The sequence below is a fragment of the Streptomyces sp. WMMB303 genome (genome assembly GCF_029351045.1).
Classification (GTDB): Bacteria; Actinomycetota; Actinomycetes; order Streptomycetales; family Streptomycetaceae; genus Streptomyces.
Genome location: NZ_JARKIN010000001.1, coordinates 3,095,062 through 3,108,701, shown reverse-complemented (window position 1 = coordinate 3,108,701; position 13,640 = coordinate 3,095,062). Strand labels below are relative to the sequence as shown.

Here is a 13,640-nt window from a genome sequence, read left to right as displayed (position 1 = left end):
CCCTGGCCTGGGGGTACCCCCAGGCCATACCCACCCCGGCTGAGGACACAAACCCTGAACGCGCTACCGATGTCAATCGATTCCACGGACTTCGCTCCTTCCGGCGATCAGCAACCCTCGGATGACTCCGGACCCCGCACGGCCGTCGTCATCCCCGCAGCGGGCAAGGGCGTACGGCTGGGCCCGGGAGCCCCCAAGGCGCTCCGCGAGCTGGGCGGTACGCCGATGCTCGTACACGCCGTCCGGGCGACGGCACGAGCGCGCGCCGTCGACCTGGTCGTCGTGGTGGCACCGCCGGACGGCGCCCCCGCCGTCCGCACCCTGCTCGACGAGCACGGGCTCCCCGAGGTCGTCGTCGTACCCGGCGGCGGAACCCGCCAGGACTCCGTACGGCTCGGCCTGGCGGCACTCCCCGACACCGTCGAGGCGGTGCTGGTGCACGACGCGGCCCGGCCACTGGTACCGGACGAGACGGTGGACGCCGTCGCGCGGGCCGTCCGCGCGGGCGCACCCGCCGTGGTGCCGGCACTCCCCGTCACCGACACCGTCAAGCAGGTCGAGCCCCGCCCCGGCGCGGAGCCGGAGCCCGTCACCGGCACCGTCGACCGCAGCCTGCTGCGGGCCGTGCAGACCCCGCAGGGCTTCGCCCGCACCGTGCTCGCCGAGGCGCACACCCGGCTGGCGGCCGAGGGCGACGGCGCCACGGACGACGCGGGCATGGTCGAACGGCTCGGCGTCGAGGTGGTCGTCGTACCCGGCCACGAGGAGGCGTTCAAGGTGACCCGCCCCCTCGACCTGGTGCTCGCGGAGGCCGTCCTGGCCAGGAGGAGGGCGCACGATGCGTTCTGAGGACACCGAGGACCTTCAGGGCGCTGCCGGACCCGCGCCGGTCGCCGCCGCCCTGCCGCTGGTCGGCGTCGGCACCGACGTGCACGCCTTCGAGGAAGGACGCGAGCTGTGGTGCGGCGGACTGCTGTGGGAGGGCGAACGATACGGCCTCGCCGGGCACTCCGACGGCGACGTGGCCGCACACGCGGCATGCGACGCGCTGTTCTCCGCCGCCGGGCTCGGCGACCTCGGCGCCCACTTCGGCACGGACCGACCCGAGTGGTCCGGCGCCTCGGGCGCCGCACTGCTCTCCGAGACGGCGCGCATCGTACGTGCCGCGGGCTACGAGATCGGCAACGTGGCCGTCCAGGTCATCGGCGTCCGGCCGAAAATCGGCAAGCGAAGGGCGGAGGCCGTCCAGGTGCTCTCCGACGCGCTCGGCGCCCCTGTCTCGCTCTCCGGCACCACCACCGACGGGCTCGGCCTCACCGGCCGCGGCGAAGGACTGGCGGCCGTCGCGACCGCGCTGGTCGTCCGCGCGGATCCGGGCCGCCGACGGTCCCGATGACCGAGCCGCGCCCCCGCGAGGACCGGCGGGTCCCCGCCCGCCCGGCCTGCGGAAGCGCACCCGCTTCGACCTGGGATCCGTGCGGCCGACCCGACGCGTGCACCCCCGCCGCCGACGGGATGTGAGATACCGTCCCCGCAGGCAGGGCCGCCGGGGCGCCCGCGGTGCTCCGGACCGGCCGCGGCGGCCGTGCGGCCCCGCGGCGTCCGCCCAGGCCCGCATCCCGCACCGCGAATGAGGAAGGGAGCCGTTCCCGTGGCCCAGCAGGTGCTCTCCGAGGAACTGAAGAAGGTACTCGACGGAAAGGTCTTCGTCGCCGTCGCCACCATCCAGCCCGACGGCAGCCCCCAGGTGTCGCCGGTGTGGGTGAAGCGCGACGGCGAGGACCTGCTCATCTCCACCACCGTGGACCGCCGCAAGACCCGCAACATGCGGCGCGACCCGCGGGTGACCGTCCTGGTGCACCCGGCCGAGGCGCCCTACACCTACGCCGAACTGCGCGGCACCGCCTCCCTCAGCACCGAGGGCGGGCCGGAGCTGATCGACGAGCTGGCCCACAAGTACGTCGGCAAGAGCTACGCCGAGTTCAACCCCGCCTCCGACCAGGACGCCGAGCGCGTCGTGGTCCGGGTCAGCGTCGACAAGGTCGTCGGCCGCCTCTGACCCGGCCGCCTCGGTCGCCTGTGCCCGACGCGGCCGGAGCGCTCCGGGCCCGGCCTCGCCCGCCGGGGCATCCGCTCCGGTCCGGGCACGGCGCGGCCCGGCGGGCTACTACCCTGGGCCATGTGACTCTTCGCCTGTACGACACCAGCGCCCGGCAGATCCGCGACTTCAGCCCGCTCGAACCCGGCTGCGTCTCGATCTACCTGTGCGGCGCCACGGTGCAGGCGCCGCCGCACATCGGGCACGTCCGCTCCGGACTGAACTTCGACATCATGCGCCGCTGGTTCGCCCACCGCGGTTACGACGTGACGTTCATCCGCAACGTCACCGACATCGACGACAAGATCATCACCAAGTCCGCCGAGCAGGGCCGCCCCTGGTGGGCGATCGGCTACCAGAACGAGCGCGCCTTCGACGCCGCCTACCAGGCACTCGGCTGCCTGCCGCCGACGAACGAACCCCGCGCCACCGGCCACATCCCCGAGATGGTCGAGATGATGCAGGTCCTGATCGACCGCGGCCACGCCTACGCCGCCGACGGCAACGTCTACTTCGACGTCCGCTCCTTCGGCGACTACCTCGCCCTCTCCAACCAGGAGCTGGACAACCTGCGCCAGCCCGCGGGCGAGGGCGAGACCGGCAAGCGGGACCCGCGCGACTTCGCCATGTGGAAGGCCGCCAAACCCGGCGAGCCCTGCTGGGAGACCCCCTTCGGGCCCGGCCGCCCCGGCTGGCACCTGGAGTGCTCCGCGATGGCGCACAAGTACCTCGGCCGGGTCTTCGACATCCACGGCGGCGGCGTCGACCTCGTCTTCCCGCACCACGAGAACGAGATCGCCCAGTCCCGCGCCTTCGGCGACGATTTCGCCCGCTACTGGGCGCACAACGCCTGGGTCACCATGAGCGGCGAGAAGATGAGCAAGTCGCTGGGCAACTCGGTGCTCGTCAGCGAGATGGTCAAACAGTGGCGCCCCCTCGTCCTGCGCTACTACCTGGGCACCCCGCACTACCGCTCGACCATCGAGTACAGCCCCGAGTCGCTGCGCGAGGCGGAGTCGGCGCTCGGCCGCATCGAGGGCTTCCTGCAGCGCGGCGTCGAACTCGCCGGCCAGGTGGCTCCCGCCGCCCAGGTGCCGGAGGCGTTCGCCGCGGCCATGGACGACGACTTCGCCGTGCCGCAGGCGCTCGCCGTCGTCCACACCACGGTCCGGCAGGGCAACGCCGCACTGGCCGACGGCGACGCCACCGCCGTGGCGACGGCGGTGGCCGAGGTCCGCGCCATGCTCGGGGTGCTGGGCATGGATCCGCTCGCCGCCGAGTGGTCCGGCGCGGCCTCCGGAGCCGGTGCCCGGCTCGACTCCGTGGTCGACTCGCTGGTCGGCCTGGTGCTGGAGCAGCGGCAGGCCGCGCGGGCCCGGAAGGACTACGCGACCGCGGACGCCATCCGCGACGAGCTCAAGCGCGCCGGACTCGCCGTCGAGGACACCCCCGCCGGACCCCGCTGGGAGCTCGCCGGGGAGTGACCCGGGCCCCCGGGCCCCTGCCACCCCGCCTCTCCGGACCCCGGGGAGGCCCGGCCGCTCCATAAGGGGCCCGCCTCTCGAGAGGGGCGCGGCAGGCCCCGGCCCGCTCCCCGGATGGGGGCGCGGGCCACGGAGCGGAAACCGGTACCGTGGTAAGGCCGTACGTACGTCCGACCGCTCGGCGAGCGCTGCGTACGTCCGGCCCTGCGGCCATCCGGCCACCCGGCCGGCCGCTCCACGAACAACAGGCCCGACGGGCCCAGGACAGACCCGCGACCGGGTCGACGACAGGCCCCCGAAGGCCGCGGACAGCAAGGTAGGTGCCCACATGCCCGGGAAGAAGAAGGGGCCGCAGATCGGCAGCGGCGGCAACCGCCGCCGCGGTCTGGCGGGCAAGGGCCCGACGCCGCCCGCCGAGATGCGCAAGGGCCACGCCAAGCAGCGCGCCGCGCAGGCGAAGGCCCGCCGCTCCCAGGGCCGTCCGCAGCGCGGCAGCAAGGGCACCTCGGAGCTGGTCGTGGGCCGCAACTCCGTCATGGAGGCCCTCCGCGAGGGCGTACCCGCCAACGCGCTGTACGTGCAGCAGTTCATCGACAACGACGAACGGGTCCGCGAGGCGGTCCGCGTGGCGGGCGAACGCGGCGGCATCCGCCTGGTCGAGGCCCCCCGGCCCGAACTGGACCGGATGACCAACGGCCTCAACCACCAGGGCGTCGTCCTGCAGGTCCCGCCGTACGAGTACGCGCACCCGGAGGACCTGGCCGCCGCCGCCTTCGACCGCGGCGAGGACCCGCTGATCGTCGCCCTGGACGGGGTCACCGACCCGCGGAACCTGGGTGCCGTCGTCCGCTCCGCCTCCGCGTTCGGCGGGCACGGCGTGGTCGTCCCGGAGCGGCGCGCGGCGGGGATGACGGCCGGCGCGTGGAAGACGTCCGCCGGCACGGCGGCGCGCACGCCGGTCGCGCGCGCCACCAACCTCACCCGTGCGCTGGAGGGGTACCAGAAGGCGGGACTGACGGTGATCGGACTCGCGGCGGACGGCGAACTGGAACTCGGCGAGGTCGCCGCGCTCGACGGCCCGCTCGTGGTCGTCGTCGGCAGCGAGGGCAAGGGCCTGTCCCGGCTGGTCGGCGAGACCTGCGACGTGCGGGTGCGGATCCCCATGCCGGGCGGAGCCGAGTCGCTGAACGCGGGTGTCGCGGCGGGCGTCGTACTCTACGAGGCGGCCAGGCGCCGCGCCTGACCCCGCCGAGCGACAGCTTCCGCGCCCCAGCGGCGTACTGCTTCCGCGCCGTTCCGTGCGCACGGCGGCCGCGTCGCCCCGACCGGTCACCGATACCGCCGGGGGCCGCACCCGGTCCGGGCGGTCCGGGCGGTCCGGGCGCCGCGCGGGCCGCGCCCCGGCGCCTCGGCCCGCCACTCCGATGATCTCTTGACGGACCTCGGACAGATCGAGGCGGTCAAGGCAGTGTCCTAACCGTCCGTCACTCGGTTAGATGAGTGTGGACACCAGAACACCCCGCGCACCCGGCGCTTCGGGCCGCGGCTCCGGGCACAGCCCAGCGGGAAGCCCACGCGGTTTCTTCGACGACGAACCGGTGCTGAGCACGGTCAAGGTCCCGTCCGACCCCGCCGAGGTGGTCGTCAACCACGCGAGCTTCCGCGTGCGGCTCGGCGGGGCCGCCGCGCCGCCCACCGCGGCCATGCCGTACGCACCGTCCGCCGCCTCGTCCGCGCACGCCCGGGGCGCGCTGTCGCCCGCGGCCACCGCCACGGTGCCGACGTCGCCCACCTGGCCGCTGTCGCAGCCCGGACCGGCGGACGGGCGCGGGGCGCCGGCGTTCGAGGACACCGAGCCCATGCCGGTCACAGCGGGCAGCAGCCCCCCGGGCGCCCGCCGCCCCACGACCGGACGCCGCGCTCCTGTGGTGTGGAGCGGCGGCGCCGCACCCGACGACACGGGCGCGACCAAGCTCATCCAGGCCGCCCGCACGGCGGGCCTGGTCGGCTTCGAGGCCGGCCCCGCCGAGTCCGACCCCACCGCCACCCAGACGCTGCCCCGCGTCAAGGGCCCCGGCACCGCGGGCCCGGGCCGCACCGGGAACGGTCCGGCCACCGTGGTCGGCCCGCCGCGCGGCCCCCAGCCCTCCGAGAGCGGAAGCCCGCCGCCGCGCGAACACCGCACCGAGCCGCTGCTGAAGGGCGTACGCCCGGCCCGCAGCGCGTTCGACGAGGACACCGGCGAATTCGAGGCGGTCGGGCCGGAGACCGGCGAACTGCCGGCCGTCACCCACCGCGGCGGCGGCCTCCACCCCGGCGGCCCCGGCACCCCCCGCTACGGGGACCCCGACGCGTACGGGGACGAGGCGTACGCGGACGACGAAGACGAGCACACCCGGGGGGCCACCGCGGCCCCCCGCCGCGACACCGTCCGGCACGCGTACTACCCGGGCCGCCGGATGAACCTGGGCGTCGTCCTGCTCCCGCTGCGGCTCTTCCTGGGCTTCATCACGGTCTACGCCGGGATGGGCAAGCTGTGCGACCCCGTCTACTTCGACGGCGGCGAACGCGGCTCCATGGTCACCTGGCTGCGCTCCCTCGAGCCGTGGACCATCGCCACCCCGCTGCGGGACTTCGCACTCGCGCACCCCGTCGGCGCCGGCCTCACCGTCGCCTTCCTCCAGGTCATCGTCGGCGTACTGACCATGTTCGGACTCTGGCAGCGGGTCGCCGCCGGGATCGGCGCGCTGCTCTCCGCCGCCCTGCTGATGACGGTCAGCTGGAGCAGCGTCCCCGCCTACGAGGCGCCGGACATCATCTACCTCGCCGCCTGGAGCCCCCTGATCATCGCGGGCGCCCCCGTCTTCTCCCTCGACGGCCGGCTGGCGAGCGAGGCGTGGCGCAAGCTCGGCCCCCGCGTCGAACTGCGCGACCTGCGACGGCGCGTACTGCGCCGGGGCACCCTCATCGCCACCGTCGTCGTCGGACTCGCGCTGCTCGTCGGCTCCCTGCTGGGCAGCGCCGTCCGCACCTCGCAGCCCGCCTCCGGGCCCGAACGCGGCGACCTGCCCACCAACCGGCTGCCGGGCTCCCCGATGCCGCAGGAGCCGGGCCGCTCCAGCTCCGGCCAGGCCACCCAGGGCCCGTCCGGCGCCGACGGGCGGGACGGCGACAAGGACAGCAGGGACAAGGACGGCAGCCCCTCGGCGGAGGAGACCAGCCCGGGCGAGCAGCGGGCCACCACCGGCCCCGAGTCCACCCCCAGCCAGGGCCGTACCCAGGGCGCGAACCAGGGCAGCGGGCAGGGCGCCGCCACCCCCGGCCAGCAGCAGGGCACCACGGCACCGCCGGCCCAGCGGCAGCCGGCCCCGCAGCAGCCGCAGGCCAACCCCGGCGGCAGCGGCGGCTCCGGCTCCGGCTCCAGCGACTCCTCCGGCACGGGCGCCTCGTCGTCCGGCTCCGGCAGCGGGTCCTCGTCCGGCAGCGGCGGCCGCCGCGGCGCACTGGGCGGACTGCTCGGACACTGATCCGCGGCGGCGATCCGGCCCTGGTGGCCGGGCCGCTCCGCGGCCGGGCCACCACCATGGGTGCCCGCCGCAGGCGTGTGAAGCCGGGTGGGGTTGTCGATCCTCGGAGATCGACAACCCCACCCGGCTTCGTGCTTCCGGCCCTCGCCCGGCACTGGCCGGGAACCTCGCCCGGCCGGCTCTGGCCGGCTCTGTCCCGGCGCCTGTGGAAGGGCTCGGCTTCGCTTCTTCGCTCGCACGCGGCTCGCACGCGGGCTGACAGCCGCCGGGCCGAAAGAGCCGTGCCGGAAAGGTGCGGCGGGCACGGGCGGGCACGGGCGGGCACGGCAGCGACGGCGGCCACGGCAGGGACGTGGCGGCCACGGCAGGGACGTTCAGGACGCCCCCGAGGCTTTCAGCGCGGGGCGCCGTCGGCGAGCTCGCGGGCGGCCTCGCGCAGATCCTTCGCGGTGTCGATGGCCCGCCAGTACGAGCCCTGCGGCAGCGGGAAGCCCGCCAGGGCCCGCTCGCGGGCGAGGCGCGGGAAGGTGGTCCGCTCATGGTCTCCCCGCTCGGGCAGCAGCCCGACGAACCGGGGGGAGAAGACGTAGACGCCCGCGTTGATCAGATAGGGGGAGGGCGGCGCCTCGATGAAATCGAGGACGTGACCGAACTCGTCGGTCTCCACCGCACCCCAGGGGATGCGCGGACGGGCGAGCGCGAGCGTGGCGGTGGCGTCGCGCTCGGCGTGGAAGTCGGCCATCTCGCGCAGCGAGAAGCGCGTCCAGATGTCGCCGTTGGTCGCGTACCACGGCTCATCGGGCCGCGGCAGCGAACGCGCCGCGAATTTGAGCCCGCCGCCGCGTCCCAACGGTTCACGCTCGACCACCGTCATGACGCGGCAGGGGAGTTCCGCCTGCGTGAGCCACTCGTCGAGCACCTCGGCGAGGTGTCCGCAGGAGACGACGACGTCGGTGACGCCCTCGGCCGCGAGCCAGGCCAACTGGTGGCCGATGATCGGTACTCCTGTGCCGGGAATCTCCACCATCGGCTTGGGACGGTCGTCGGTGTACGGCCGCAGCCGTGATCCCTGTCCACCGGCGAGGATCACGGCCTGGGTCGGGTGCTGGGTCATGTGGCGCAGCCTATGCGCCACACGACCCGCGCCGGTTGCCACGCCCCGGCCCGGCGCTTCCCGCTCTCTTCCGGCGTCAGCTCAACTGCGCGACCCCGTAGGCGAACGAGGTGTCGCACACCGGCCGCGAGAACCGCTGCGCGCGCTGGGCCCCGTACTTGTGGACGGCGGCCTTTCCGAGCGCCCGGGCGATCGAGGCGCAGTGGCGGGCGAGCGACGGCTTGCGGGCGATGGCGCGCTGGAGGCTGTTCAGCGCCACCCCGGGGTCCTGCTCCTGGAGTTCGGCGATGAGCCGGTCCCGGAGCTCGTGCTCCGGCTTGTGGCGGCTCGCCGGCCCGGCGGGCGTCGAGGCGGTGTCCGCCGACGCCTTCTGTGCCGAGGAGGCGAGAACCGGTGCGTCCGCGGGCGCGGATGCCCACGGAACATACGTGACGGCGAGGGTCCCGGACAGGACGAGCACGACCGGGAGTACGAGTGCGAGGGATCGGCCGATACGGCGGGCTGCATGGTTCACGCCCGCGATGGTAGCGGGGGGTGGTGATTTGGCGACATTTTGTCACCACGTCGAGTGACAGGAACTCGGCTTGTTCGAAGAGATACCGCACGGGAGCGGGAACACCGCGGCGGTGAGATGACGCCGGAGGCCGGTACGCCGCGTACGGCGACCCCGCAGCAGCGGGAGCCGAGCAGGAGGGGACGAGGAGGACGAGCATACGGAGCGGAGGCACGGCCCGCACGGACCGACAGGCCGAACAACGCAGCAGGGCGCGGCACGGCACAGGCCCCATGCAGGGCGAAATGCCTGCATGGGGCCGGAAGCCGGATCCCGCGGCCGCGGGACGTCGAACGCGAGGACGCCGGTGCGAGCAGCCGCACCGAAGAGCCGCATCAGTCGCTGAGGTGCTCAGGCGCCCAGTCGCTCAGTCGTTGAGGTGCTCAGCCGCTCAGGAGCTGAGGTGCTCAGTCGCTGAGGCGCTCGCCGGATGTGGTGGCGAAGACGTGGGCCTCGCCGCCCTTCGGCACCACGTGGATGGTGGAGCCCTTCTCCGGAACGCTGCGGCCGGGCACGCGGACCACCAGGTCGCGCTGCTCGCCGCCGATGTCGGCGGTGCCGTAGACGTAGCCGTCGGCGCCCAGCTCCTCGACGACGTTCACCGTGACGGGAACACCGGCGTGCTCGTCCTTGGAGAGGCCCGTGCCACCGCCCTCACCGTTGACGATCTCGAAGTGCTCGGGACGGACACCGACCGTGACGGTCTTGTCGCCCTTGTCCGCCGCGGAGCCGACGGCCTCGCGCTCGACCGGCACCACGCTGTTGCCGAACTTGACCCCGCCGTCGGCGATCGGGACCTCGACCAGGTTCATGGCGGGAGAGCCGATGAAGCCCGCGACGAAAAGGTTGGCGGGGCGGTCGTACATGTTGCGCGGGCTGTCGACCTGCTGGAGCAGCCCGTCCTTGAGCACGGCCACCCGGTCGCCCATCGTCAGGGCTTCGACCTGGTCGTGGGTGACGTACACGGTGGTGATGCCGAGGCGCCGCTGGAGGCTCGCGATCTCCGTACGGGTCTGGACGCGGAGCTTGGCGTCCAGGTTGGAGAGCGGCTCGTCCATCAGGAAGACCTGCGGCTCCCGGACGATGGCCCGGCCCATCGCGACACGCTGCCGCTGACCGCCGGAGAGCGCCTTGGGCTTGCGGTCCAGGTATTTGGTCAGGTCGAGGATCTTGGCCGCGTCCTCGACCTTCTTGCGGATCTCGGTCTTCGCCACACCCGCGATCTTGAGCGCGAAGCCCATGTTGTCCGCCACGGTCATGTGCGGGTAGAGCGCGTAGTTCTGGAACACCATCGCGATGTCCCGGTCCTTCGGCGGAAGGTGGGTCACGTCGCGCTCGCCGATGCGTATGTTGCCCTCGTTCACGTCCTCCAGGCCGGCGAGCATCCGCAGCGAGGTGGACTTGCCGCAGCCGGAGGGACCGACGAGAACGAGGAACTCCCCGTCCGCGATCTCGATGTCGAGCTTGTCGACGGCAGGGGTGTCGGCGCCCGGGTACACCCGGGTCGCCTGGTCATAGGTGACCGTGGCCATGTTCTCTTCTCCTTCACCGGCAGGTACGTGCCGGACGATCCGTCGTAAAGGGAGGTGTAGTCCACTGTGTGGACCTGGCGAGACGCTAGCCGCTGCACGCCCGTTTGTCAGTAGTCGCAAGCATCACGATCCATCTCCCAGGTACACTGCACGAGCGACGCACCCCCCGCCGCCTTAGCTCAGCTGGTTAGAGCATCTGTCTTGTAAACAGAAGGTCGTCGGTTCGAATCCGACAGGCGGCTCCGCAGGTCAGAGGCCCCGTACCGGGTTTGGTACGGGGCCTCTGGCGTTGCCGTGACATCAGTTCTGACATCAACGGCAGTGTGAAAGATCAGGTGCGGGCAGGAACGCCGCTCGTTCCGTCATCGTCGTCGTCCTCGCTGATGTCACGCAGGGCGTCGCCCACGCGGTCGAAGGCGGACCGCTGGGAGTCGAGCCGGACGAAGGTGTAGATGTCCATGGTCACGCGGATGGAGCTGTGCCCGAGGACTTCCATGATCATTCGCGCGTCTGCGCCCTGCTCGTGAAGCAGCGAGGCGCAGGTGTGCCGGAGATCGTGGAAGCGGACGCGGCGCACCTTGGCTCGGTCGCACAGCGCCGTGAAAGATCGGTTGAGGTTGCGCGGCTCGATGGGGGTCCCCTTCTTCGTCGTGAAGACCAGATCGCCCCCGGTGTCCTTCCACTGGTCGCCAGCCGCACGCCGGTCGCCCTGCTGCTCTGCACGGCGTGCCCGGAGTGCTGTCAGGCACTCGCCAGGCAGCGCCACCCGTCGCGCCGATCGCTGAGTCTTCGGGAGGCCGATGAAGAGCTCGCCGCCGACGCGCTGAAGCGTCTGCCGGACTGTGAGCACTCCCGCGGTCAGGTCCACGTCCTGCCAGCGCAGCCCCAGGACTTCCCCGCGCCGGAGGCCGATGCGCAGGGCCAGCTCGTACGCGGCCCACAGCCGGGTACCCCGAGCAGCCGCCAGGAGCTGCCGCCCCTCCTGCACCGTCAGCGGCTCTATCTCGCGCATCGTTCCCATGCCCAGCTCCACATTCTTGGCGACGTTCCGGGGGATCTCGTCTTCGCGCACGGCGTGCTGAAGGGCTGTCCGCAGAAGGGCCAGCAGGATGCGGACCGTTCTGTCTGACGGAAATTTCTGGCAGCACTGGCCGAGGGCGCAGCAGCGCCGTTTGGGCTTTGGACGGTTCTTGTCCTTGCCCTGGGCGCAGCACTGGCAGGTCTGGGCTGTCTTCAGCAGGAAGGCCCGGATGTCACGGGCGGACAGACGCCCGAGCTTCTTCTTGCCGAGGCCCGGTGCGATGTAGTTGCGCACCCAGGACTCGTAGTTGACGTAGGTGGTCTTGCGGACCTTGACCTTGGCCACATGGGTGAGCCAGTACGCCATGTACTCGCCGACCGTCATCTTGCTGGCGGAAACCGGCAGACCATTCAGGGAGTCGGCCTTGAGGCGGGTCAGCTTGTCGTGCGCATCCTCCCAGCTGCTCCCGTATACGAAACGCCGCTTGTACGTCCCGTCGGAGGCAAGTACGTAGGCGGCTCCCTGCCAACGGCCGTCCTTGCGCTGCACGATGGTGCCTTCGCCGTTGACGTTCCTCTTGGCCTTGGCCATCAGGCAGCCTCTCGTTCGGTCTGTCGTGCGATGTAGTCGTGCAGTGCGGTTTCGGCGATGCGGCGGCAGCGGCCGATGGTGAAGGAGGCCAGCTCGCGCGAGCGGATCAGGTTGTAGACGGTCCAGCGGCTCACCTGGAGTCGGGCGGCGACCTGGTCCACGTTGAGCAGTCCCGGAGTCACAGCCACGGGTCTCCCTCCGTCTTGCGGCGTTGTTCTTCGTCACGGGCGAGGGCGATGTCATGGCGGACTTGGGCCGCGATCAGCTCCTCGCCGGGGCTGTAGCCGGAGGCCAGGTACTTCCAGTGGGAGAGAACGAGGGTGCTTTCGCCGTCAGGCTCCGGGGGTGCGCCGGCCGGTTGTGCCTGAGCCGTATTCCAGGCGCGGCGGACGTCGCGGAGTGCGCCGAGGGTGGTGGAGTAGCGGCGGGACTTGCTGGAGAAGTGGCCCCGGAAGCCGAGCATGTGAGCCCAGCGCCAGAGCTTGAGGTCCGCGAACTCCGGCAGGTGACCGAGCGCCCAGGCGGTGCGGATCATCTGGCGCACGTGGCGGTGCACGGGCAGCAGGGCGATCGGTTCGGACTGTCCCGTCCCGTCGCAGTGGTCGCACAGATCGCGGAACCCGTCCGGGCCGGTGACGTGGCCGCGTCCGGTGCAGCGGGGGCAACGCAGTGACCGGTCCACGGTGCCGGAGGCTTCCGCGCTCTTGGTGGCGTACTTGGCGACGTAGGCGGCGACTTTCTGATCAGTCAGTTCACCGTCGCCGAGGGCCGCGATCTCGCGTATGTCGAGCTGAGAGCCCCAGCGCAGTTCGCGTTCTCCGATGGCGTCCGAGGAGACCGTGAGCACGGAGCGTTCGGCCGCGTTGGTGATCGCGTGAGTGAGTGCGTCAGTGGTCGCCCAGGACGGGGGTGCGTCGGTGTGCCCGTCAGGGCCGTCGAGGCGGATCACGGCGTGGAAGTGGACCAGGCCGCGTTTCTGGTACTCGGCGACCTTGGCGAAGGAGACTCGCAGTTTGGCGTTCAGGTCCTTCTGCGTCATGCCCAGGTGGGCGGCCAGCTCGCGGCGCAGGTAGGTCGTGAAGCGGGCCCAGAGGGCACCAGCGTGCGCGTTCCACAGCACGGCGCCGGAGTAGTCGTAGGTGGCCGGGTTCAGTGGCGTGCCCAGTTCTGGGGCATCGGTCGCGTGTGTAGTGCCGCAGCGGCAGGGCAGGGCCTTTCCGGCGTCGGTGGTGCGGCGGTTGTGCACCGCTCCGAAGGACGGGGCCGTGAGGGTGGCGAAGACGCGGGGGTGTTCGCGGACGTTCTCGGGCACGGTCTTGCCGCCGGAGAGTCCGGCCTTGATCAGGTGGTAGGTGTCGGCCGCGTAGAGGCGGGAGCAGGACGGGCAGCGCGAGGCGCGGCGGTTGCCGCAGGTGGTGAGAAGCCGCCCGGTTGGTTCGTCTGCCGTCGAGTAGGACCGCAGGACGGTTTGGGTCGCGGCGTCGAGGGTTGCCGTTCCGCCGACGAGGTTGACGGGATGGGTGCAACCGCGGACTTGGCGGATCTGGTCTTGGACGCGGTCGAAGTCGGGACGCTGGGCGAAGCCGATGAGGTCCCGAAGGGCCAGGCTCGCGACGTGGCGCAGGGACGGAAGGGGCTTCACGGTGGGTCTGTCCTTCCATGGTGGGATGCCGAGACCGGGCCCGGACATGACAGACCGAGCCCGGTCGGGCGTGGGTGG

General features: G+C 72.3%; 12 protein-coding genes and 1 tRNA gene. 7 read left to right on the top strand and 6 right to left on the bottom strand.

The window, feature by feature from the left end; all coding sequences use genetic code 11:
- Nucleotides 1-69: 69 nt before the first annotated feature.
- The 6 genes from ispD (at nt 70) to P2424_RS13840 (ending at nt 7,109) form a co-directional block, all read left to right on the top strand.
- Nucleotides 70-849 (top strand): 2-C-methyl-D-erythritol 4-phosphate cytidylyltransferase, encoded by a 780-nt coding sequence (gene ispD, locus P2424_RS13865; protein WP_276476058.1) that lies wholly within the window; start codon nt 70-72, stop codon nt 847-849.
- Nucleotides 839-1,396, top strand: a complete 558-nt coding sequence (gene ispF, locus P2424_RS13860) for a 2-C-methyl-D-erythritol 2,4-cyclodiphosphate synthase (RefSeq protein WP_276476057.1) — start codon at nt 839-841, stop codon at nt 1,394-1,396. Before ispD ends, ispF begins: the two co-directional genes overlap by 11 nt.
- Before the next feature lie 255 nt (nt 1,397-1,651).
- The gene (locus P2424_RS13855; protein ID WP_276476056.1) at nt 1,652-2,059 is read left to right on the top strand and encodes a PPOX class F420-dependent oxidoreductase; all 408 of its coding nucleotides are present in this window, start codon (nt 1,652-1,654) and stop codon (nt 2,057-2,059) included.
- A gap of 122 nt (nt 2,060-2,181) precedes the next feature.
- Nucleotides 2,182-3,582, top strand: a complete 1,401-nt coding sequence (gene cysS, locus P2424_RS13850; protein WP_276476055.1) for a cysteine--tRNA ligase — start codon at nt 2,182-2,184, stop codon at nt 3,580-3,582.
- 328 nt (nt 3,583-3,910) lie between these two features.
- Nucleotides 3,911-4,825: a 23S rRNA (guanosine(2251)-2'-O)-methyltransferase RlmB gene (rlmB, locus tag P2424_RS13845; RefSeq protein WP_276476054.1), complete on the top strand. Its 915-nt coding sequence runs from the start codon at nt 3,911-3,913 to the stop codon at nt 4,823-4,825.
- Between the two features lie 253 nt (nt 4,826-5,078).
- Nucleotides 5,079-7,109, top strand: coding sequence for a DoxX family membrane protein (locus P2424_RS13840; protein ID WP_276476053.1), 2,031 nt, complete (start codon nt 5,079-5,081; stop codon nt 7,107-7,109).
- 394 nt (nt 7,110-7,503) lie between these two features.
- Here P2424_RS13840 and P2424_RS13835 read toward each other — a convergent pair whose 3' ends face one another.
- The 3 genes from P2424_RS13835 to ugpC all read right to left on the bottom strand — a co-directional run bounded on the left by P2424_RS13835 (nt 7,504) and on the right by ugpC (nt 10,308).
- Entirely contained in the window at nt 7,504-8,223 is a 720-nt protein-coding gene (locus tag P2424_RS13835; protein WP_276476052.1) for a nucleotidyltransferase family protein, read from the bottom strand.
- 76 nt (nt 8,224-8,299) lie between these two features.
- Nucleotides 8,300-8,737 carry a hypothetical protein gene (locus P2424_RS13830; protein WP_276476051.1) on the bottom strand — a complete coding sequence of 146 codons (438 nt, stop codon included), beginning with the start codon at nt 8,735-8,737 and terminating at the stop codon, nt 8,300-8,302.
- 446 nt (nt 8,738-9,183) lie between these two features.
- On the bottom strand, nt 9,184-10,308 hold the full coding sequence (gene ugpC, locus P2424_RS13825; RefSeq protein ID WP_276476050.1) for a sn-glycerol-3-phosphate ABC transporter ATP-binding protein UgpC: 1,125 nt from the start codon (nt 10,306-10,308) through the stop codon (nt 9,184-9,186).
- 168 nt (nt 10,309-10,476) lie between these two features.
- Between ugpC and P2424_RS13820 the strand changes: the two genes are divergently transcribed.
- Nucleotides 10,477-10,550 (top strand) — tRNA-Thr (locus P2424_RS13820).
- Between the two features lie 89 nt (nt 10,551-10,639).
- Here P2424_RS13820 and P2424_RS13815 read toward each other — a convergent pair.
- Genes P2424_RS13815 through P2424_RS13805 form a run of 3 tightly spaced genes read right to left on the bottom strand, consistent with a single transcriptional unit; the run spans nt 10,640 to nt 13,562 of the window.
- A complete protein-coding gene (locus tag P2424_RS13815; protein WP_276476049.1) occupies nt 10,640-11,920 on the bottom strand; it encodes a site-specific integrase in 1,281 nt (426 codons plus the stop codon).
- Nucleotides 11,920-12,102 (bottom strand): helix-turn-helix domain-containing protein, encoded by a 183-nt coding sequence (locus P2424_RS13810; protein ID WP_276478964.1) that lies wholly within the window; start codon nt 12,100-12,102, stop codon nt 11,920-11,922. Before P2424_RS13810 ends, P2424_RS13815 begins: the two co-directional genes overlap by 1 nt.
- The gene (locus tag P2424_RS13805; RefSeq protein WP_276476048.1) at nt 12,099-13,562 is read right to left on the bottom strand and encodes a replication initiator; all 1,464 of its coding nucleotides are present in this window, start codon (nt 13,560-13,562) and stop codon (nt 12,099-12,101) included. The genes P2424_RS13810 and P2424_RS13805 overlap by 4 nt, the downstream gene beginning before the upstream one ends.
- Nucleotides 13,563-13,640 lie beyond the last annotated feature (78 nt).